18 protein-coding genes and 1 pseudogene are annotated in these 21074 nt (G+C 71.9%); 2 read left to right on the top strand and 17 right to left on the bottom strand.

What is annotated here, in order from left to right:
- Nucleotides 1-47: 47 nt before the first annotated feature.
- From VET29_RS29265 to VET29_RS29195, 15 genes are all read right to left on the bottom strand, one after another.
- Nucleotides 48-653 (bottom strand): TetR/AcrR family transcriptional regulator, encoded by a 606-nt coding sequence (locus VET29_RS29265; protein ID WP_414636650.1) that lies wholly within the window; start codon nucleotides 651-653, stop codon nucleotides 48-50.
- 8 nt (nucleotides 654-661) lie between these two features.
- Nucleotides 662-1825, bottom strand: a complete 1164-nt coding sequence (locus VET29_RS29260) for an acyl-CoA dehydrogenase (RefSeq protein WP_324926314.1) — start codon at nucleotides 1823-1825, stop codon at nucleotides 662-664.
- 97 nt (nucleotides 1826-1922) lie between these two features.
- Nucleotides 1923-3890, bottom strand: a complete 1968-nt coding sequence (locus VET29_RS29255; RefSeq protein WP_324926312.1) for an acetyl/propionyl/methylcrotonyl-CoA carboxylase subunit alpha — start codon at nucleotides 3888-3890, stop codon at nucleotides 1923-1925.
- 7 nt (nucleotides 3891-3897) lie between these two features.
- A complete protein-coding gene (locus VET29_RS29250; RefSeq protein ID WP_324926310.1) occupies nucleotides 3898-5496 on the bottom strand; it encodes an acyl-CoA carboxylase subunit beta in 1599 nt (532 codons plus the stop codon).
- Nucleotides 5493-6650, bottom strand: a complete 1158-nt coding sequence (locus tag VET29_RS29245) for an acyl-CoA dehydrogenase family protein (RefSeq protein ID WP_414636648.1) — start codon at nucleotides 6648-6650, stop codon at nucleotides 5493-5495. The genes VET29_RS29250 and VET29_RS29245 overlap by 4 nt, the downstream gene beginning before the upstream one ends.
- A 70-nt stretch (nucleotides 6651-6720) precedes the next feature.
- Entirely contained in the window at nucleotides 6721-8379 is a 1659-nt protein-coding gene (locus tag VET29_RS29240) for an acyclic terpene utilization AtuA family protein (RefSeq protein WP_324926306.1), read from the bottom strand.
- Nucleotides 8376-9167, bottom strand: a complete 792-nt coding sequence (locus VET29_RS29235) for a TIGR03084 family metal-binding protein (RefSeq protein ID WP_324926304.1) — start codon at nucleotides 9165-9167, stop codon at nucleotides 8376-8378. Before VET29_RS29235 ends, VET29_RS29240 begins: the two co-directional genes overlap by 4 nt.
- Before the next feature lie 62 nt (nucleotides 9168-9229).
- On the bottom strand, nucleotides 9230-10534 hold the full coding sequence (locus tag VET29_RS29230; RefSeq protein ID WP_324926302.1) for a glutamine synthetase: 1305 nt from the start codon (nucleotides 10532-10534) through the stop codon (nucleotides 9230-9232).
- The gene (locus tag VET29_RS29225) at nucleotides 10531-12270 is read right to left on the bottom strand and encodes an IucA/IucC family protein (RefSeq protein WP_324926300.1); all 1740 of its coding nucleotides are present in this window, start codon (nucleotides 12268-12270) and stop codon (nucleotides 10531-10533) included. The genes VET29_RS29230 and VET29_RS29225 overlap by 4 nt, the downstream gene beginning before the upstream one ends.
- 11 nt (nucleotides 12271-12281) lie before the next feature.
- Nucleotides 12282-13550, bottom strand: coding sequence for a lysine N(6)-hydroxylase/L-ornithine N(5)-oxygenase family protein (locus VET29_RS29220; RefSeq protein ID WP_324926298.1), 1269 nt, complete (start codon nucleotides 13548-13550; stop codon nucleotides 12282-12284).
- Entirely contained in the window at nucleotides 13547-14875 is a 1329-nt protein-coding gene (locus VET29_RS29215; protein ID WP_324926296.1) for a pyridoxal phosphate-dependent decarboxylase family protein, read from the bottom strand. The genes VET29_RS29220 and VET29_RS29215 overlap by 4 nt, the downstream gene beginning before the upstream one ends.
- A 77-nt stretch (nucleotides 14876-14952) precedes the next feature.
- Nucleotides 14953-15903, bottom strand: coding sequence for an LLM class F420-dependent oxidoreductase (locus VET29_RS29210; RefSeq protein ID WP_324926294.1), 951 nt, complete (start codon nucleotides 15901-15903; stop codon nucleotides 14953-14955).
- A gap of 115 nt (nucleotides 15904-16018) precedes the next feature.
- Nucleotides 16019-18103 carry a S9 family peptidase gene (locus VET29_RS29205; RefSeq protein ID WP_324926293.1) on the bottom strand — a complete coding sequence of 695 codons (2085 nt, stop codon included), beginning with the start codon at nucleotides 18101-18103 and terminating at the stop codon, nucleotides 16019-16021.
- A gap of 54 nt (nucleotides 18104-18157) precedes the next feature.
- Entirely contained in the window at nucleotides 18158-18631 is a 474-nt protein-coding gene (locus VET29_RS29200; protein ID WP_324926291.1) for an SRPBCC family protein, read from the bottom strand.
- Nucleotides 18628-18942 carry a metalloregulator ArsR/SmtB family transcription factor gene (locus VET29_RS29195; protein WP_324926289.1) on the bottom strand — a complete coding sequence of 105 codons (315 nt, stop codon included), beginning with the start codon at nucleotides 18940-18942 and terminating at the stop codon, nucleotides 18628-18630. The genes VET29_RS29200 and VET29_RS29195 overlap by 4 nt, the downstream gene beginning before the upstream one ends.
- Before the next feature lie 110 nt (nucleotides 18943-19052).
- Between VET29_RS29195 and VET29_RS29190 the strand changes: the two genes are divergently transcribed.
- A complete protein-coding gene (locus VET29_RS29190) occupies nucleotides 19053-19988 on the top strand; it encodes a S1C family serine protease (protein WP_324926287.1) in 936 nt (311 codons plus the stop codon).
- On the opposite strand, the gene VET29_RS29185 is transcribed toward VET29_RS29190, so the two are convergent.
- Nucleotides 19917-20156, bottom strand: a complete 240-nt coding sequence (locus VET29_RS29185) for a hypothetical protein (RefSeq protein ID WP_324926285.1) — start codon at nucleotides 20154-20156, stop codon at nucleotides 19917-19919. The genes VET29_RS29190 and VET29_RS29185 overlap by 72 nt on opposite strands.
- A gap of 14 nt (nucleotides 20157-20170) precedes the next feature.
- Nucleotides 20171-20542, bottom strand: coding sequence for a hypothetical protein (locus tag VET29_RS29180; RefSeq protein WP_324926283.1), 372 nt, complete (start codon nucleotides 20540-20542; stop codon nucleotides 20171-20173).
- Between the two features lie 65 nt (nucleotides 20543-20607).
- Between VET29_RS29180 and VET29_RS29175 the strand changes: the two are divergent.
- Nucleotides 20608-21074: pseudogene (locus VET29_RS29175) on the top strand (alpha/beta hydrolase); the annotation flags it as partial.

Here is a 21074-nt window from a genome sequence, read left to right as displayed (position 1 = left end):
CGGCCTCGGACGTCGCCATCTCAGCTGGCCCCGCTGAGCGCGCTGCCCTACTCGTCTTCGCCGGTGAGCAGGGTGGCCGACAGCATGGTTGCCCACTGGTCCAGCACGCGGCGCCGGCGGCGGGTGTCGTCGGTCAGCAGGTGAGCCAATCCCAGGCCCCGGCCCAGGTCGAGGGTGGCCTGGACCGCCTCGCGGACGCCCGGTCTCGACTCGTCCACCCCCAACAGTTCCAGGACCGTTTGGTGGGACTCGCGCCCCACCTGGGCTTCCAGGACCATCACGCGGTCCCGGAGGCGGCCGTCCGCACAGGCGGCCACCCAGACGTGGATCGCGGCTCGGAAGAGTGGGCTGGTGTACATGCGCTCGACCAGGGCCAGGACCGCTCGGACGCGCTCCGGGCCCGGGGGGAGGTCCACCGCCTGGGCGCGGAGGTAGGCCAGGCGTTGGGCGGAGACGTACTCGACCGCCGACGTGACCAGGTCCTCCCTCGTCGGGAAGTGGTGTTGGGCGGCGCCCCTCGACACCCCCGCGCGTTCCGCCACGCCCGCCACCGTGCTGCCCGACCACCCCAGGTCGGCGATGCACTCGATCGCCGCCTCCAGGAGACGCTGCCTCGTCGCGCGGCTGCGGTCCTGTTGCGGCTCCCGGACCACCTCAGTCATTAGTAGGACTTCGGCAGACCGAGCGTGTTCTGTGCCACATAGTTCAAGATCATCTCACGGCTGACCGGGGCGATCCGGTTCACCCGGGCCGCCGACACCAGCGCACCGAGGCCGTACTCCGCCGTCAGGCCGTTTCCGCCGTGCACCTGCACGGCCGTGTCCACCGCCTTCACCGACGCCTCGGCCGCCGCGTACTTCGCCATGTTGGCGGCCTCGCCCGCGCCAACGTCGTCGCCCGCGTCGTACAGCGCCGCCGCCTTCTGGGTCATCACCTTCGCCAGCTCCAGCTGGATCTTCGCCTCGGCCAAGGGATGCGCCACGCCCTGGTGCGCGCCGATGGGGGCGTTCCACACCGTGCGGGTCTTCGCGTACTCGACGCCCTTCGCCAGCGCGTACCGGCCCATGCCGATCGCGAACGACGCCGCCATGATGCGTTCCGGGTTCAGGCCCGCGAACAGCTGGAGCAGCCCCGCGTCCTGCGACCCCACCAGCGCGTCGGCCGGCAGCCGCACGTCGTCCAGGAACAGCATGAACTGCTTGTCCGGCGACACGATGTCCATCTCGATCGGCTGGTACTCGAAACCCGGCGCGTCCGTCGGGACGATGAACAGCGCCGGCCGCAGCTTGCCCGTCCTCGCGTCCTCGGTGCGGCCCACCACCATCACCGCCGCCGCCTCGTCGACGCCGGAGATGAACACCTTGCGGCCGTTCAGGACCCACTCGTCGCCGTCGCGGCGGGCCGTCGTCGTGATCTCGTGCGAGTTCGAGCCCGCGTCCGGCTCCGTGATCGCGAACGCCATGCGCAGGGCGCCGTCAGCGAACTTCGGCAGCCACGTCCGCTTCTGGTCGTCCGTGCCGAAACGGCTGATGATCGTGGCACAGATCGCCGGGGACACCACCATCAGCAGCAGACCGCAGCCGGCCGCCGCCAGCTCCTCGGCCACCGCGGCCAGGTCACCGATGTTGCCGCCACCGCCGCCGTACTCCTCGGGCACGTTCACGCCCAGGTAACCGAGCTTGCCGGCCTCGTCCCACAGCTCCGCGGTCTTCTCGCCGCCGCGGGCCTTGCGGAGGAACCACTCGCCGCCGTACCGCTTGCCGAGGTCGGCCACGGCCGACCGCAACTGCTGGCGCTCCACGGACTCGCTGAAACCACCGGTCATGACAGTTCCGCCTCCCCGAAATCGACTGTGCTGGTCTGGTCCGCGTCACTCATCCCTGAGGCGCGGTCGCGAGGGCCGCCGGTCGGCATGCGGTGTGTCATGACTCGTCCGCCCGCACGACAGCAAGTACACGCCCCACCTCGACCTGATCGCCAGTGCCCACACCCAGTTCGGCGACCACACCGCCCGTCGGGGCGTTGATCTGGTGCTGCATCTTCATGGCTTCCAGCCACAGCAGCGGTTGTCCCTCGGCGACCCGGTCGCCGAGCGCCACCGCGACCCGCACCACGGTGCCCGGCATGGGTGCGAGCAGTGAGCCCGCCGCCACCTGGGTCTCCGGGTCGGCGAACCTCGGCAGTCCGGCCAGGGTCACCGCGCCGGCCGGCGAGTCCACGAACCAGTCCTCGCCGTGACCGTCCACCTCGAACGTGCGGGCCACGCCGCCGCTCTCGAGGACCACCGCGGACGAGGTGGCGTCGATCAGCCGGAGATCGGGCAGGTCGTCCACCACCAGGCCGCCTCTGCCGAACCGGTAGCGCACCTCGTGTTCGGTCTCGCCCGTGCGGAACCTCTTGACCTGCGGCGCCGCGGCCATGTTCCGCCAGCCACTCGGCAGGCGGCCCAGAACCCGTGCCGCGGCACGGTTCCGCGCCGCGGACGCCAGCGCCGCCGCCAGTGCGGCGAGACGCACGGTGTCCGCCGTCGCCAGTGGGGTCGCGAGCTCGGCGAGGCCGTGACGTTCGAAGAACGCCGTGTCCGTGTCGCCGGCCAGGAATGCCGGGTGGGTCAGGATGTTGACCAGCAGGTCGCGGTTCGTCGTGACGCCGTGGATCTTGGTGCGGCGCAGCGTGGTCGCCAGTGCCCGTGCGGCGACGTCCCGGGTCGGCGCGAGGGAGATCACCTTGGCCAGCATGGGGTCGTAGTGCGGGCTCACGACCGAGCCACTGTCCACACCGGAGTCGAGCCGGATGCCGGCACCCAGTGGCACGGCGAACGTCGCGGCCACGTTCGGCACCTCGAACCGGTGCAGCGTGCCGCTGTGCGGGCGCCAGTCGAGCGCGGGATCCTCGGCGTAGAGGCGGACCTCGATCGCATGGCCCTGTGAAGGCGGCGGGCCCGCGGGCAGCGGGCGACCCTCCGCGATGCCCAGCTGCAGGCCGACCAGGTCGAGACCGGTCACGCACTCGGTGACCGGGTGCTCCACCTGGAGCCGCGTGTTCATCTCCAGGAAGTAGAACCGGCCCTTGTCGTCCGCCAGGAACTCGACCGTGCCAGCGCCGACGTAGCCGATGGCCCTGGCCGCGCCGCGGGCCGCCTCGAACAGTTCCTCGCGCATCCCCGGCACCCGCTCGACGAGTGGGGACGGCGACTCCTCCACGATCTTCTGGTGCCTGCGCTGGATCGAGCACTCCCGCTCGCCCACCGCCCAGACCGTGCCGTGCTGGTCGGCCATGACCTGGACCTCGATGTGCCGGCCGGTCGCGAGGTACGGCTCGACGAACACGGTGTCGTCGCCGAACGCCGACGCGGCCTCGGACCGGGCGCCTTCGAGCTGGCTGGCGAGCTCGTCGAGGGAGGTCACCACCCGCATGCCGCGCCCGCCACCGCCGGCGGAGGCCTTGACCAGCACCGGAAGGTCGTTCTCCGTGAGGAAGTCGGGGTCCAGTGCCGTCAGCACCGGCACCCCGGCCTCGGCCATCAACCGCTTGGACTCGATCTTGGAGCCCATCTGCCCGATGGCCGGCGGCGGCGGGCCCACCCACGTCAGGCCCGCCGCCGCGACCGCTCCCGCGAAGGAGGCGTTCTCGGACAGGAAACCGTAGCCGGGGTGTACCGCGTCGGCGCCGGACAGTCGGGCGGCCTCGACGATCAGGTCCGCTCGCAGGTAGGTCTCGGCCGGGGTGGCGCCCGGCAACCGCACCGCGGCGTCGGCCTCCCCGACGAAGGGCGCGTTCGCGTCGGCGTCCGAGTACACGGCGACCGTGGCGATGCCGAGCGTGCGGCACGTCCGGAACACGCGCCGGGCGATCTCGCCCCGGTTCGCGACGAGCAGAGTAGTGATCATCGGCGGTTCACATCCGGAAGACGCCGAAGCCGTCGGCGCCCCTGATAGGTCCATTGTGGATGGTCGACAGGCACAGGCCGAGCACCGTGCGTGTGTCGCGCGGGTCGATGATGCCGTCGTCGTACATCATCCCGGACAGGAACATCGGCAGCGACTCGGCCTCGATCTGGTTCTCCACCATGGCTCGCATCGCGGCGTCGTGTTCCTCGCTGTACTCCTGCCCCCGGCCGGCCGCGGCCTGCCTGGCGACGATGGACAGCACGCCGGCGAGCTGCTGCGGGCCCGTGACCGCGGACTTCGCGCTCGGCCAGGCGAACAGGAAGCGGGGATCGTAGGCGCGGCCGCACATCCCGTAGTGCCCGGCGCCGTAGGAGGCGCCCATCAGGATGGAGATGTGCGGCACCGTCGAGTTCGACACCGCGTTGATCATCATGGCGCCGTGCTTGATGATGCCGCCCTGCTCGTACTCCCGCCCGACCATGTAGCCGGTCGTGTTGTGCAGGAACAGCAGCGGCGTGTCGATCTGGTTGGCCAGCTGGATGAACTGGGCGGCCTTCTGCGACTCCTCGCTGAACAGCACGCCACGCGCGTTGGCGAGGATGCCGACCGGGTAGCCGTGCACCCGCGCCCAGCCGGTCACCAGACTGCCGCCGTACAAGGGTTTGAACTCGTCGAACGCCGAGCCGTCGACCACCCGGGCGATCACGTCCCTCGGGTCGAACGGCATCTTGAGGTCGGCCGGCACGATGCCGAGCAGGTCCTCCGGGTCGTACACCGGCTCGCGGTAGTCGTCCGCGGGGGCCTGGCCCTGCTTGCGCCAGTTCAGCCGCCCGATGATCCGCCGGCCGATGCGGATGGCGTCCTGTTCGTCGGCGGCGAGGTAGTCCGCGAGACCCGAGGTGCGGGCGTGCATCTCCGCGCCGCCGAGGGACTCGTCGTCGGACTCCTCACCCGTCGCCATCTTCACCAGCGGCGGGCCACCGAGGAACACCTTCGCGCGTTCCTTCACCATCACCACGTAGTCCGACATGCCTGGCAGGTAGGCGCCGCCCGCGGTGGAGTTGCCGAACACCAGCGCGACGGTCGGGCAGCCGGCCGCCGACGCCCGGGTGAGGTCACGGAAGATCCGGCCGCCCGGGATGAAGATCTCCTTCTGTGTCGGGAGGTCCGCGCCGCCGGACTCGACGAGGTTGACCGTCGGCAGCCGGTTCTCCCTGGCGATGTCCGCGGCCCGGAAGCTCTTCTTGGTGCTCCACGGGTTGCTGGAGCCGCCCTTTATCGTTGGGTCGTTGCCGCAGATCAGGCACTCGACACCCTCGACGACCCCGATCCCGGTGACCACGCTGGCGCCGACCGCGTAGTCGCTGCCCCATGCGGCCAGCGGCGACAGCTCCAGGAACGGCGAGTCGGGGTCGAGCAGCAGCTCGATCCGTTCACGCACCAGGAGCTTGCCGCGCCCGCGGTGCCGCTCGACGTACTTGTCCCCACCGCCCGCGAGGGCCTTGGCCTGCTCCGCCTCGATCTCGGCGAGCTTGGCCAGCATCGCGTCCCGGTTGGCCGCGAAGTCGGCCGCCGTGGGATCAACCGTGGACCTGATCGTCGTCATCCGTGATATCCCAGCACTTTCGCCGCCAGTCCGGTGAGGATCTCGTTGGTGCCGCCGCCGATGCCGAGGATGCGGACATCGCGGTAGTGACGTTCCACTTCGGACTCGCGCATGTACCCGAGGCCGCCGTGCAACTGTACCGCCTCGCTCACCACCCACTCGGCGGTCTCCACGGCCGTGTTCTTCGCGAAGCACGCCTCGGCGACCACCGGCTCGCCGGCCAGGAACCGGACCGCGACGCTGCGCGCGTAGGTGCGGGCGACGTCGACGCGACGGGCCATCTCGGTGAGCTTGTGCTGCACGACCTGCCGGGAGATCAGTGGGCGGCCGAACGTGTTCCGCAGCCGGCACCACCCGACCGTGAGGTCGAGCGCACGCTGCGCGGTGGCGTAGCCCTGGACGGCGAGCGCGAGCCGTTCGGTCACGAAGTGCGTCGCCACCTGCGCGAAACCCGTACCCTCCGCGCCGACCAGGTTGACAGCCGGCACTCGTACGTCCACATAGGACAGCTCAGCGGTGTCCGAGCAGTGCCAACCCATCTTGTCGAGCTTGCGGGTGACGGTGAAGCCGGGCGTGCCCTTCTCCACGACGAGCAGTGACAGGCCGCGCGCGCCCGCGTCGCCGGTCCGCACGACCGTCGTGACGAAGTCGGCGCGGCAGCCGGAGGTGATGAACGTCTTGGCGCCGTTGACGAGGTAGTGGTCGCCGTCGCGCTTCGCCGTCGTCCGGATGTTCGCGACGTCCGAGCCGCCGTCGGGTTCGGTGACCGCGAGCGAGCCGATCAGCTTACCGTCGAGCGTCGGCCTGACCCAGCGTTCGATCTGGGCCGGGTCACCCGCGGTCACGATGTGCGGCAACGCGATGCCGGACGTGAACAGCGACGCGACCAGGCCGCCGGAGCCGCCGGCGTAGTGGATCTCCTCGGTGACCGTGACGGAGTCGATGACGTCGCCACCGCCACCGCCGGCGCTCTCTGGAAAGGACACCCCGAGCAGTCCCAGCCCGCCCGCCTTGCGGTGCAGCGCACGCGGCAGCTCACCCGCGCGCTCCCACTCGTCGAGATGTGGGCTTACCTCTTTCTCGACAAACCGCCGTGCCGTCTCCCGAAGCGCCAGACGCTCGGGTGTCCCGAAATGCTCGCTCACGCCGCTCATGGCGCCCCCTCACAGGCTCGGTCACGCCATTCGACGGCGTGGCGCCCATGGCTCGCTCCGCAAGCTCCGCTCACAGCAACGTCTCCGGAATGTCGACGACCCTCGACCGCAGCCACTCGCCCAGCGACTTGGCCTGCGGGTCGAACCGGGTGGACGCGGCGACGCCCTGGCCGAGGAGTCCGTGGAGGACGAAGTTGAGCGCGTGGAGGTTGGGCAGCGGGTGCCGCTCGATGTCGAGGTCCTTGGCCTCCGGCAACAGCTCGCGGAGGCGGTCCACCGACAGCTCGGCCGAGAGCCACGGGTACGCGGCCGGGTCGCGGACCCACACGCCGAGGTTGGCGTCGCCGCCCTTGTCCCCGGAGCGGGCGCCGACGATGGTGCCGAGCGGCACGCGTCGGGTCCACGAGGTCGTGGGCTCCGGATGCCCTTCCTCGACAGGCGGCAGCACGGGCGGGCTGTCGGTCACCGCGGGTGGGTCGACGGTCTTCCTGGTGCCGTCCGGCAGGACGGCCTCGTGGTGGACCGCCTCCCGCGGCACGTACCTGGGCTGGTAGACGCCGACCGGGGTGCCGTCGCCCGGTGGTGACGTGAGCGTGAAACCCGGGTAGGAGGCGAGGGCCAGCTCGACGGCCGCACGCGAGAACGCCTTGGCCCGCTTGGGATCCGGCGTGCGGATGGTCGCGTGCAGGAGCGCGCTGGCGGTCTCCTCGGTGTCGGCGTCGGGGCGGTCGGTGCGCGCGAGTGTCCACTCCAGACCGTCGGTGCCGACGGCGTCCGCCAGCTGCCGCTTCGCCAGCGCCGCCTTGTCGTCGATGTCGAGTCCACAGAGGACGAACGTCATGCTGTTGCGGAACCCGTCGAGGGTGTTGACGCAGACCTTGAGGGTGTCCGGCGGCGCCTCGCCCCGGACGCCGGTGATGGCGACGCGGTCGGTGTCCCGCTGGGTGAGCGTGATGGTGTCGAACCGGCTGGTGACGTCCGGGCCGAGGTAGCGCGGGCCGCCGATCTCGTAGAGGAGCTGGGCCTTGACGGTGTCGACGGTGACCGCGCCGCCGGTGCCGTCGTGCTTGGTGATCACCGACTCGCCCCGCTCGCCGATCTCCGCGATGGGGAAGCCGGGGTGCGCGAGGTCGGCGATCTCGGTGAAGAAGGCGAAGTTGCCGCCGGTGGCCTGGGTGCCGCACTCGATGACGTGCCCCGCGACGGTCGCGCCGGCGAGCGCGTCGAAGTCGGTGGGTGCCCAGCCGAAATGCGCCGCCGCAGGCCCGACGACCAGGGAGGCGTCGGTGACCCGCCCGGTCACCACGACGTCGGCGCCGGCGTTGAGGCACTCGACGATGCCCCAGCAGCCGAGGTAGGCGTTGGCGGTGAGCGCGCCGTCGAAGCCCTGCTGGCGCAGGTCGTCGCCCTCGACGTGCGCGACCTTGACGTGCGGGTTCAGCTCGCGGATGGCGGCGGCGAGACCGGCGGGGTTGAGCCCGCCCGCGTTGGTGACGATCTTGACGTCGTTCTCCAGCGCCAGGTCGAGGGTGTCCTCGAGCTGGCGGAGAAACGTCCTGGCGTACCCGCGGTTCGGGTCCTTCATCCGGTCGCGGCCGAGGATGAGCATGGTGAGCTCGGCGAGGTAGTCGCCGGTGAGGTAGTCGAGCGGGCCGCCGGTGAGCATCTCCCGCATGGCGGACAGCCGGTCCCCGTAGAACCCGGAGGCGTTCCCGATGCGCACGCTCATCCTCTGCCGCCAATCTCCCGGCCGGTGCCGGGCGGGCCGGCGAATGCCTGCGCGATCGTCAGCCACTCGTTCGCGTCGTCGCCGACCGCCACCAGCGCGGTGTCCGCGCGGTGCACCCGCTGGGTGACGAGCAGGCAGAACTCGAGCGCCGGTCCCGTCACCCGCTGGGCGGCGTCTTCGGGGCCCCACGTCCACAGCTCGCCGTCCGGCGCGAGCAGTTCGACCCGGAACTCCTCGTCCGGAGTGGACAGACCGTGGGTCAGGTAGGCGAAGTTCCTGGTCCGCACGCCGAGGTGGGCGACGTGCCGGAGGCGGGCCGTCGGGATGCGGCGGACGCCGAGGGCATCCGCCACGTCCTGACCGTGGGCCCAGGTCTCCATCAGCCGTGCGGTGGCCATCGACGCGGCGGACATGGGTGGGCCGTACCAGGGGAGCTTGGTGCCCGGCGGCAGGTCGAGCAGGACGGCGGCGAGCTTGTCGCGGCCGGCCCGCCACCAGTCCAGGAGGTCGGGCCGCGCCGCCTCGCGGGTCGCCTCCTGGTCGACGATTCTGTCGAGGCCGGCGCGGCCGGCGAAGCTCGCGAACTCGGCGTTGAAGTCGTCGGGGGCGGCCGCGGCGAGCAGGGCACGCTCGTCGGTCCACCCGAGATGCGCGATCTGATGCGCCACGGTCCAGCCCGCCGCGGGCGTCGGGCGCGACCAGCCTTCCGGGGCGAGGTCGCGGACCAGCGCGTCGATCTCGTCGCCCTCCGCCCGCAGGTCGGCCACGAGAGCGTTCAGCTCCACCACGCGCCAACCATGGCACGACAGACGCAATCAAGCAAGCATGCTTGTTTTTGGCGTGGGCCGTCCTACTGCCGCAGACCACCCCTGCGGCGCTGCCAGTCGGTGACCGAGTCGAGGCCGGCGGCCATCTCCTCGTCGAGGTGGGCCAGCTGGGCTTCGACGACCTCCTCGCCCAGTAGCTCCCTGGCCAGCTCCGACTCGGCCAGGGCCTGTCGTGCCTGCCACGGCGTCGTGGGTAGTTCCGCGGGCTCCGGCGCGGTGAGCTCCGCCGCGATGCCCCACAGCCCGGCCGCCAGGATCGCGGCCACGACCAGGTGCGGCTGCGCGTCGGCGCCGGCGAACCGGACCTCGGCGCGGGTGGACTCCCCCGTGCCGGCCACGCGGACCGCCGCCGTCCGGTCGTCCACGCCCCAGCGGAGCACCCTGGGCGAGAACGGCGCGGTGCGCAGCCGGACGTAGGAGTTCCACGTCGGCGCCCAGAACGGCGTCAACTCCGGCGCCGCCCGCAGGACGCCTGCCACGAAGTGCTCCAGCAACGCGGGGAAACGCGGACCGTCCGCGCTGGACAGCGAGACGTGCACGTGGCACGAGCTGCCCTCACCCGGCCGCTCCGCCGCGAGGTAGCTCGCCCGCATGCCGTGCGCGGCGGACGCGCGCCGCACGAACAGCTGCTGCAGCATCGCGTCGTCGCAGGCCGCCAGCGCGTCCCGGTGGCCGAGCACCAGCTCGGCCTGCCCGGGGTGGCATTCGCCCCGCACCGACTCGATGCCGAGGCCGTCCGCGGCGAACCGGATCGAGTCGAGCAGCGGGCGGAGCTGGTCCAGGCCGCCGGTCGCGTAGTCGAGCCCGTCCTGGGTCGGCGACGTGCCGTCCTGCCAGGTGAAGGTCACCTCGTGTTCCAGGCCCACCGACGGCACCAGGCCATGCTCCTCGGCCGCCTCCAGCTGCCGGCGCAGGACGGTGCGCGGTGCGATGCCGACCGGGCGGCCGTCGGGCCATTCGGCGTCGCACACCACGAACCACGTGCCGTCGGCGTCGGGTGCCAACGTCGCGAGGTCCGGCCGCAACCGCAGGTCACCGTAGGTCCCGGTGTACGGCTCGAACACCGGCGCCGCGACCGCCTCACGAGCGGGGTTCCACGCGAACGCGTACGTGCACAGGCCGTAGCCGTCGGCCAGGACCGTGTCCGCGAAGAACCGCGCGCCCAGCGAGACCGACGCGAACCGGGCGTGCGGGTCGGGCACCAGCAGTGTCACGCCGCGGACCTCGCCGCCGTCGATCCGTGCCCGCAGCGCCGCACCCAGCTGGTCGGCGGCTGCCGCACGGGCCGCGAGCGTGCGTGGTCCGCGCGGTCTGCCGTAAACGATCACCAGCAGCCAGCCGGATCCGGTGCGGCGAGCGGGTTCTTGGCGCGACCGAAACGGACGTCGAACTCGTCGTCGCGCTCCACCTTGTCGAAACCCTTGCCCGCCAGGTGTTCCCGGTTGAGCGTCACGCGTTCCACGTCCGGGGCGAACAGCTGGCACGCGTCGAACCGCCGCGCGCTCTCGGGATGCTCGTCGCGGTAGCGGCGGACGATCTCCCGCACCTGCGCCCACAGCGCCGCGCGCGGGTGATCGAGGTCGTCGAGCAGGATCTCCGCCAGGAACCGGAGCTGGCCGGCGAACACCGAGCTGAACAGCGACTGCGCCAGCAGGTGCGGCGCCCACCGCAGCATGTCCGCGTCCGCCTCCGGGGCGAGGGTCGCGTACTCCGGGAAGTCCTCGTCCATCAGGTCGACGCCCTGGGCGAAGTCCTTGATCGCGACCCGCAGCGGCAGGCCGTGCTCGTCGGTGACCAGGATCATGTTCTGGCCGTGCGGGCAGAACCCGACGCCGTAGCGCAACAGCCAGTGCAGCAACGGGGTCAGGAACAGGTCGAGCCACGTCGCCAGCCAGGCCTCGGTGTCCAACCCGGAATCGCGGATCAGCCTGGTGATCACGGCCTCGCCGTCCGGACCGCGGTAGGGCAGCGCGGCGAACGACAACGCCCGCTCCCCCGGCCCGATCCGTGCACGCAACGGCTCGCGCCACAGTGCGCCGAGTGTCTCGTGGAACCGGTACGGCAGCTCGTCGATCCGGCCGAACAACGGGTGCTGGACCGAGACGCTCGCCACCTCGCCGAGCAGCTCGAACCGGTACTCCTTGTCCAGCAACGGATCGGCGGCGCTGACCGTCCGCAGCCAGGTGGTGACCGCCGGCGCCGCGAGCGTCGCCGCCTGCGCGAGACCCCGGTACACGAGCGTGTTGCGGACCGACACCGCGGTCTTCACGTCACGGCGGGTCGGATGGCTCGCGTTGGCGAGCGTCCGCACCGTCTGGTGCGGGACGTACTCGTCGGCGCTCTCGCCGAGCGGCACCACGGTGCCCTCGGCGATCTCCGCGGCGTAGAGCGTGCCGAGGATCTCGTCCGCCTGCCAGGGATGCACCGGCACCAGCGCGTAGTCGTCCGGAGTGGACAGTCGCGCCCGGAACGCGGCGAGCCGGTCGCCGAGCTCCTCCGCCAGCAGCAGCTCCTCCGACAGCTCGGCCACACAACGGAACGACGCGAAGTCGCGGTGCACCGCGAACCAGCGCACCGGGAACGTCCTGCCGGCCTCGGGCGCGTACCGCTCGCGGTCGTTCGCCGAGAAGCCGACGCGGCCCTTGTTCAGCACCAGCCGCGGATGCCCGGTCAGGTGACCGTCCGCGTGGTCGTAGTCCATCGCGATCAGCTCGGCCGCGGTCGGCGCGTGCGCCAGGCGCGCGGCCTCGTTCGCGACCGTCGCCGTCAGCTCGCTCAGCACGTCCGCGAGCCGCAACCCGGTCAGGCCGAGGCCCTCCCGCGCGTCGACCACGAGAGTCCGGGGATCCCAGGCCGGCGCGCCGTCGCGCGTCGCGCTGCCCGGCTCGACGTGCCATGACTCGAACGCGCCCCGCCGCGCCCGGAACCGGTAGGTCACCCCGCCCGGCAACGACAACAGGTAGTCGTCACCGGCCACGGTGGGCCGCAGGAGACCCTCGTAGCTCAGCTCCCCCAGCATCTTGTGCGTGATGAGGGCACCGGCCTGCCGCCACGCCGTTGTCATGGACGTCCCCTCTACAGTCCGAAGGTGGTGAACGCGGTCCGCTCGGGCAGCGGATAGACCTTCTTGCCGCACACCGAGTTCAGGATCGTGGCGGCACGCCAGGCGATCAGCCCGAGGTCCGGCGCGCCGACGCCGTGCGTGTGCCGTTCGGCGTTCTGCACGTACAGCGAGCCACGCGTGGCGGTGGTGACCCGGTAGTCGGCGTCGACCACGAGCCGGCCGGCCGCGTCCCGGTCCAGATCGGTCTCGAGCGGACCGAGCAGGTCACCGAGATCCCTTTCCTGGTAACCGGTCGCGCAGACGACGGAGTCGGTCGTGATGGTCGCGTGACCACCCTGTTGCACGTGCCGCAGCGACAGCTCGAGCCGGCCGTCCACCTCGGCGGCGCCGACGACCTCGACGGCCGGCGCGAGCACGACGTCCGGCCAGCCGCCGCCGACCGTGCGGCGGTACAGCTCGTCGAAGATCTCACCGATCGTCTCCGCGCTGATCGCCTTGTACAGCTGCCACTGCGCGGGCACGAGCCGGTCCCGGACCGGCTCGTCGAGGCCGTGGAAGAACCGGGTGTAGTCGGGAGTGAACTGCTCGAGGCCCAGCTTCGAGTACTCCATCGGCGCGAACGCGGCCGTGCGGGTGAGCCAGCGCAGCGTGCCCTGCCCGGAAGCCCTGGCACGCAACAGGTCCAGGAACACCTCGGCGCCGGACTGCCCGGAGCCCACCACCGTGACGTCGCGGGTGGCGAGCAGCCGGTCCCGCTCGGGCAGGAAGTCCGCGGAGTGCACCGCGAAACCCTGCAGCGGCGCGGGCGTCTTCGGCTCGGTGCCGACGCCGAGCACGACGTTGCGGGCCAGCACCGTGCCCGTCGGCGCGATCTCCAGCTCGAACAGCTCGTCCACGGCGGACCAGCGGATCGACCGGACCCGCTGGTCGAACCGCAGGCTGGGCAGCCGGCGGCTCACCCACGCGCAGTAGTCGGCGTACTCCGCGCGCGGGATGTGGAACCGCTCCGCGAAGTAGAAGGGGTAGAGCCGCTCACGTGCGCGCAGGTAGGCGAGGAACGACAGCTGGCTCGTCGGGTCCACGAGGGACACGAGGTCGGCCAGGAACGGCACCTGCAGGAACGCGCCGTCGATCATGAGGCCGGGATGCCAGCGGAAGGCGCTCTCCCGCTCGAAGAACGCGGTGTGCAGGCCGTCGATCGGGTCGGCCAGCGCGGCGAGGGACAGGTTGGCCGGGCCGATGCCCACGCCGACGAGGTCGTACGGAGCGTCGTTGATCACTGGGCCACCAGGTCGAGCAGGCCGGCGTACTCCGCGGCGGTGGCGCCCGGCCGCAACAGCGTCACCTTCAACCACACCTGCCCGTCGATCGTGGCGCGGCCGAGCACGGCGGTGCCGTCGTCGAGCAGCCGACGGCGAATGCCGGCCACGTCGGCGTTTCCCACCGGCCGGAAGACCACGGTGGACAGTTCGGGACGCGCCCACAGCTCCAGCCCCGGATGCGCGTCGACCATCTCGGCGACCTCGCCCGCCACGTCACAGCAGCGCTCGACGAGCGCGCCGACGCCGCGGCGCCCCAGGGCACGCAGCGTCACGGCGATCTTGAACGCGTCCGGGCGGCGAGAGGTGTGGAGCGACCGGCCGAGGAGGTCCGGCAGCCCGGCCTCGGTGTCGTCGGCGGCGTTGAGATAGTCGGCACGGACGTCCAGCGCGGAGAGCGGGCGGCGAGCGGCGAAAACGCCGGCCGCGATGGGCTGCCAGCCGAACTTGTGCAGGTCCAGGGCGACGGAGTCGGCGTCGGCGACCCCGTCGAGCAGCGGCGCGAGCCGGTCGCTGAACAGGGTCGCGCCGCCGTACGCGGCGTCGACGTGCAGCCACGCGTCCGGCGCGGCCGCACGGATCTCGGCGATCGGGTCGATCGTGCCGGCGTCGGTGCTACCGGCCGTGGCGACCACGAAGGCCGGCCGGTCCAGCCCGGCGAGCACCCGGCGCAACTCGTCCACCTGCAACCGGCCGCGGTCGCACTCGACGAGCAGCGGCGCGGGCAGCCCGAGCAGCCATGCCGCACGGGCGATGCTGTGGTGGGCGTTGCGGCCGCACACCGCCTGGACCGTGCCGTGCAGCTCGCGCGCCAGCAGCAGCCCGAGCAGGTTGGACTCGGTGCCACCGCTCGTGATCAGCGCGTCGGTGTGCCCGACGAGCCGCGCGAGGGCGGCGGTGAGCGCACGTTCCAGCTCGCTGGCGGCCGGCGCCTGGTCCCAGGAGTCCATGGAGGGGTTGAGAACGCTCACCACGAGGTCGGCGGCAGCCGCCACGGCCAGCGGCGGTCCGTGCAGGTGCGCGACGCACCACGGGTGGGTCGGGTCGACCGACCCCGCGACGAGCAGGCGGCTCAGCTCGTCGAGCGCGGGAGCCTCGCCGATCCCGTGGTCAGGGAGCAGGCCGGCGCCGATGACCGAGTGGAGGGCGGCCGCGACCGCGCCGGGGCCGCCCCGAGGGACCGGCCCGGCCGGTGCGGCGGCCAGCATGGCGTCGAGCGCCACGGCGACCAGCTCACGCACCGGCTTGGCGCCGGCGACCCCACCGGCGAGCATCGAGACCTGCATCGGACTCCTCAACTTAGGTGCACCTAACTCCCCAGCACTGTACTTGTGCCGCCGAGAGTTCAACGTGCGAACCCGCCCTAGGCCGGAGCGAGCCTGCGCACCATGTCGAGCGGGTCGTCACCGGTCGGGAGCAGCGCGATCACCGGCGTGTCCAGTCCCTGGGCGGTGTACTCGGCGATCCGCTCGCGGCACTTCTCGACCGGGCCGTGGACCACCAGGTCGTCCACCACCTCGTCGGGGATCGCCGCGTTCGCGCCGGCACGGTCGCCTGCCGCCCACGCCTCGTGCATGCCACGCAGCGCCTCGCCCCGGCCCAGCCACTCGTGGAACGCCGCGTAAACCGGCACGGTCAGGTAGCTCGAGATCAGCAGGCGGCCGAGGTTCCGCGCCGCGTCCGCGTCCTCGGTCGGGCAGACGAAGATCCGCGCGATGAGCTCCGACTCCGAACCCAGTTCCGAACGGACCTTCGGGACGTCGGCGGGCGCCAGCCAGTTGGTGATCGCGCCGTCCGCCTCCCGTTTGGCGAGCCGCAGCATGCCCGGCCGCAGGGCCGCCAGCACGATGGGTGGCGGCGGGGTCGGCGGGCGCTCCAGCCGGAACTTGGACACGGCGAACGTCTCGTAGGTCTCGGTCACCTTGTCGCCACGCAGCGCCGCCCGCAGGAACCGGATGGTGTCCCGCGACCGCGCGTACGGCTCCTCGAACGGCACCGAGTTCCAGCTCGTGACGATGGTCGGCGTGGACGTGCCGATGCCCAGCACGAACCGGCCCGGCGCCAGCTCCGCGATGGTCGCGGCACTCATGGCCAGCAGGCCGGGGCCTCGCGTGTACATTGGCACGATCGCGGTGCCCAGCCGCAGGCCGGGAGCCCACTCGGCGGCGAGGGCGAGCGGCGTGAACGCGTCGGCGCCGGCCGTCTCGGCCGACCAGGCGTCGGTGTAGCCGAGGTCGGGCAGCTCGCGGACGAGGTCGCGGTGCGCGGTCAGTGGCACACCGGTCAGCGGCAGCGTGATTCCCCAGCGCTTCATGACGTCCCCTCCTTCGCCCTGCCCGACATTATCCCCTTGGCAACGAGCGGACCGTCCTTTTTGCTCCCCGGGACCGCACGAAAGTCCCATTCGTGCGCACAGCTCGAAGCCCCGCTCATGCGCTCACCCCCAGTGCGTTCCTCAGCCAACGGACCTGCATCAGCATGAAGTTCTCCGCCACCTCGTCGTCCTGCGGCGTCATGTGGGTGACGCCCGGCAGCGGCAGCAGCGCGTGCGGCCGGCCCGCCGCGACGAGCGCGGAGGACAGTCGGACGGAGTGGGCCACCACGACATTGTCGTCGGCCAGGCCGTGGATGACCAGGAGCGGCCGGTCGAGCTTCGGCGCGTCGCCGATCAGTGAGTTCCGGTCGTAGACCTGCGGGTTCTCGTCCGGATGGCCGAGATATCGCTCCGTGTAGTGGGTGTCGTAGAGCCGCCACTCGGTGACAGGCGCGCCGGCGATCGCCGCGTGGAACACGTCCGGCCTGCGCAGCACCGCCAGCGCCGACAGGTACCCGCCGTAGGACCAGCCGCGAATGGCCACGGTGGACAGATCGAGGTCGGGATGTGCCTCCGCCACCGCGAACAACGCGTCGACCTGGTCCTGCAGCGTGACGCCCGCGAAGTCGAACGCGATCTCCCGCTCCCACTCCGACCCGCGCCCCGGCGTGCCGCGGCCGTCCGCGACCAGCACCGCGAAACCCTGGTCCGCCAGCCACTGCGGGCCGACGAACGCGTTGCGGCTGGCCATCACCCGCTGCGCGTGCGGGCCGCCGTACGGGTCGAGCAGCACCGGCAGCTTCGTGCCGGGCTCGTGGCCGGTCGGGTACAGCAGCGCGACCCGCAGACCCCGGTCACCGACGGTCATGAGGTGCAGGTTCGGCACGATCGGCGGCTCCACCGCGTACGAGCCGATGGTCGCGACCTGCTCCGCGCCACGCAGCACGGAGACCCGCGGACCGGCATGGTCGAGCGACCACGACGCGAGCACGGTGACGTCGCCGCCGCGTGCCGCGCCGTGCACACCGTCCACACTGGACAGTCGGGTGATGTCGCCGTCCGTCCAGCGGTAGACGTGGACCTGCGTCGGGTCGTCCGCCGACGCGGTGAACAGCACGTCCGCGGAGACGTCCAGCACGGCCCGCACCTGTAGCGACGGCGGCGTGACCTCCTTGCCGTCCACCACGAGCCGGTTCGCGCCGTCCGCGACCGCGACCCGCACCAGCCGGCCGTCCGAGGTCCATGCCGGCACGCCGGGGATGATCTCCACCCACCGGTCGTCGGCGTCCTCGGCCACGACCTCGGTCGCGCCGGTCTCGGCGTCGACCGCCAGCACCCGCATGCGCCGCTGGTCGCGCGGCGCCGTTGCGATGAGCAGGCGGCCGTGCGCGCTCCAGTGCGCGGTCACGAAGTACTCGTCGTCGCCGCGGTCGACCTCCGCGCGCGACCCGTCGAGCCCGAGGATCGCCAGCCGCACGGTGGCGTTGTCGGTGCCGGCCGCCGGGTAGGACACGACGTTGGGCACGACCTCCGGGTTGGCCGGGTCGGCGATGTGCCAGCGGCGGACCGCGCTCTTGTCCACGAAGGACACCAGCAGCCGGGTGCCGTCCGGCGACCACCAGTACCCGCGGGCGCGGCCCATCTCCTCGGCCGCGATGAACTCGGCGACGCCGACGGCCTGGTCCGGCCCCGCCGGCTCGGCGAGCGCGCGGTCGCCCGTGCCGTCCACGCCGACGACCCGCAGCGCGTTGTTCGCCACGTACGCCACGTGCGTGCCGGTCGGGTCCGGCCGCGGGTCGATCACCGAGGGCCCGGTCGGCAGCTCGCGGGTCTCGCCCGTCTCCGCGTCGGCGACGAACACCTTGCCGGACAAGGCGAAGGCGGCGATCCGCACGTCCGCGTCGACCGCGTTGCCGACCACGCCGCCGCCCTGCTCACGACTGCGTTCCCGGCGAGCCCGTTCCTCCGGCGACAGCTCCTCGTCCCCGCCGAGCAGGACCGCCGGGTCGGCGAGCCTGGTCTCCTCGCCGGTCTCGACATCGAGCCGCCACAGGATGTGCTGGCGGTCCTCGCCGGAGGCCGACCGCAGGAACAGCACGCGCCGGCCGTCCGGGGAGACCTGGAAGCCGCGCGGGGTACCGAGAGTGAACCGTTGGGTCCTTGCCTGCAACCGCAGGAACGAGCTGTCGTCGTTGGTCACCCTCGGCACCTTACGGGAGCGAGGCGACGGAGCCAGGCGTCGACCGAGCGAGCGTCAGCCGACGGCCTTCGCGTAGTCGGCGAGGATGCCGGACCACCCGCCGGGCGAGTCGACGCCGGAGGCGACCTCCTCCGAGGAGGTGTGGCGCTCGATGTGCCGGTGGGTCAGCTCAACCCTCGTGCGGTCGTCGGTCTCCCGGATGAACCGCACCTCGACCTCGCTGGCCCTGGCCGGGTCCGGGTCGTAGCCCCAGTCGCCCTGCAGGTGCCAGGACAGCACGACGCGTGCCGGCGGGTCGTAGGCGAGGACCACGCCCCAGTCGCACTCGACGCCGTCGGTGCCGACCTCGTACCAGCGGCCGCCCACCTTCGGCTCGATGACCGCGTCGGCCAGCTCCGCCTTGCCGATGTGGTGGCCCTTGGGCCACCAGGTGGAGAACTTCTCGGTGAACACCGCGAACGCCCGCTCGCGCCCGGCGCCGACGGTGATCGACTTGGTGACGGCAACCGCTTCCGTGCCAGTGGTCATTTCTCGTCCTTCTGCTCGACGGCCGCCGCGAACGCGGTCAGCGCGCTGTCCCAGAGCTGGTCCAGGTAGTCACGCAGGGCGTGTACCCCGCGCGGGTCGACTCGGTAGAGCCGGCGTGTGCCCTCGGCGCTGTCCGTGACGAGCGCCACCTCCTTGAGCACCTTGAGGTGCTGGGACACCGCCGGCCGGCTCACCGGGAGCTCCTTCGCCAGCTCGCCGACCGCACGCGGGCGCGCGGCGAGCAGCTCGAAGATGGCGCGCCGGGTCGGGTCACCCAGGGCGCCGAGCGCGTCCAGTTGGTAAGTCGGCACAAACGGTAAGCTACGACTTACCATAACTCTCAGTCAAGTCCCGCGGAACTCTTTGCCTGTCCTGTGCGGGCTCACAGGGTTCTCTCATGGCGCGGGCGCACGTTGGAGTCATGACTCAGAACGTGCAAGCGCCACCATGGACCTACCCGGGCAACTCGTACCCGCCGCCGCCCCTGCCACCCGGACCGCCGATGGCCTCCCCCGGGCAGCGGCCGCCGGGCCGCATCCGCCGGGGCACGGTCGTCGCCGTCGCGGCCGCCGCGCTCGTCGCGGGCGGGGTCGGGGGCACCCTCGGTGCCTTCATCGGCAGTGACGGCGCCAGCCAGCCGACCTCGACCGCGACCACTGCCAGCACGACGTCGTCCTCGTCGACCGGCACCGAGGGCACGGACGTGTCCGCGGTCGCCGCGAAGGTGCTGGCGAGCGTCGTGCAGGTGAACGTCCAGCTCGCGAACGGCGAGGGCATCGGCTCCGGCGTGATCATCGACTCGAACGGCAAGATCCTCACCAACAACCATGTCGTCTCCGGTGCCGAGAAGGTCACCGTGACGCTCTCGGACGGGCGCGAGGTCGCCGCGAAGGTCCTCGGCACCGACCCGTCCAGTGACCTCGCGGTGATCCAGGCGCAGGGCGTGAGCGGCCTGACCGCGGCGACGTTCGGCGACTCCGCCGACGTGAAGGTCGGCGACGAGGTCATCGCCATCGGCTCGCCGGGCGGCCTGCAGGGCACCGTGACGACCGGCATCGTGAGCGCGCTGGACCGCAAGGTGACCGTGTCGGAGGAGGAGCAGCAACAGCAGGGCTCTCCGTTCAGCCAGCGGGACAACAGCACCGGCGGCACCACGACCTACGCGGCCATCCAGACCGACGCCGCCATCAACCAGGGCAACTCGGGTGGACCGCTGTTCAACAGCGCGGGTCAGGTCATCGGCATCAACTCGGCGATGTACTCCCCCGTGACCGGCCCGGACGGGTCAGCCGGCAGCGTCGGTATCGGGTTCGCCATTCCGAGCGACCAGGCCCAGCAGGTGATCGACAAGCTGTGAGCCGCCGACCGTGACGCTCGCCCGCCGCGCCTCGTCCATGGCCATGGACGCGCGGGTGAGCAGCCATCGAGCGCGACGCACCGTCCTACGAGTCTCGATGATCTCCCAGAGGAACGCGGCGGCCGCCAGCAACAGGACGGCCGCCGCGACGACGACCACCTCAGCCACGATGTCCACCCCGTTCAGGAAGCACGGTGCAGCCGCACGTCGGCGACGACACCGGACGCGGTCAGCGACTCCCGCACCCTGCCGACGAGCCTGCGGTGCACGACGTCGCGCAGAAGCCGCGGCGTCAGCGCCGTGAAGGGCCGGGCCAGCACGGTCTCCTTGTGCGCCAGCTCGAACAGGTTGAGCAGCTCGACCGTGATGACGTGCCGCGCACCCGTGCCGAGCCCGTTCGCGAGCTCTGGCGGCAGTGCCTTCATCCGCCTGGCGAGCTCCGCGGCCTGCGCCTCGGTGACGGCCAGCTCTCGCCGCAGCCGGCGCAGCGCCACGACCCCCGCGGCGAGCACGGCCAGACCGGCGATCACCAACACGAGCCCGATGGTCTCCATGACATGCCTTTCGCCGGTGGTGGAATCGGCCGCCGTTCGAGAGGTCAGCTTCTAGCGTGTGCGCCATGACGATAACCGGGGTCGCCGCCGGAGTTCCCTACACCGCCCTGCCTCCCGAGCACGGCGGTCCGGCGCCACTCGTGCTGACCTGGCACATGCTCGACGCGCCACGAACGAACGCGGCCTTCGCCGCCGCACTGCCCATGACCGGCGTGCCGGCGTGGCGCGTGCACCTGGGCCTGCCGATGTGCGGCGAACGGATGGTGGACGGGTCGATGGACGCGCTCATCGCACTGGCCCGGCGGGATCCCCTCCGTGAGTTCGCCGACGGGCTGACCCGCCAGGCCGTCGAGGAGCTCCCCTCCGCGCTGGCGGCTTTGCGTGCGGAGCTGCCGGTCGGGGACGGTCCGCTCGGGATCGTCGGCGGGTCGCTCGGCGGGCTCGTCGCGTTGCGGGCGCTGACGAGCGGGCTGCCGGTGGCCGCCGGCGCACTGGTCAACGCGTGCATCCGGCCACGGCCACTGGTCGACAT

Source organism: Actinophytocola sp., assembly GCF_035634895.1.
GTDB lineage: Bacteria > Actinomycetota > Actinomycetes > Mycobacteriales > Pseudonocardiaceae > Actinophytocola.
This window is presented reverse-complemented; position numbering and strand designations above follow the sequence as displayed.